The organism is Pseudomonas sp. HY7a-MNA-CIBAN-0227 (assembly GCF_040310325.1).
Lineage (GTDB): Bacteria > Pseudomonadota > Gammaproteobacteria > Pseudomonadales > Pseudomonadaceae > Aquipseudomonas.
In genome coordinates, this window is record NZ_JBEOPT010000124.1 from 1 (window position 1) to 275 (window position 275).

Annotated in this window: 1 pseudogene; it reads left to right on the forward strand. The window is 50.9% G+C overall.

Annotated elements, in window-relative coordinates:
• A pseudogene (locus tag AAEZ06_RS27250) lies at positions 1-275 on the forward strand (hypothetical protein); the annotation flags it as partial.

A 275-nucleotide genomic window follows, 5' to 3' on the forward strand; every position in this document is an offset into this window, starting at 1 on the left:
GGGTTGCCAGAATGCGCTGCAGGATGCGGTGGGCACCTCACGGCAAGTCGGTGAGTTCCTGACGCGAATCAGCGAAAACATTCAGGGCATCAATGAAATGAACCAACACATTGCTTTGGCTGCTCAGGAGCAGAGTACTGTCGCGGAAACGGTGAACGAAAATATCATCACCATTCACCGACTGAGTGATGGAGTCTCCCACTATGTCAATGACCTGGCTGATGGAGCACGACTCCTGAATAAGCAAAGTCAGTTGCTACACCACAGAATAAGCT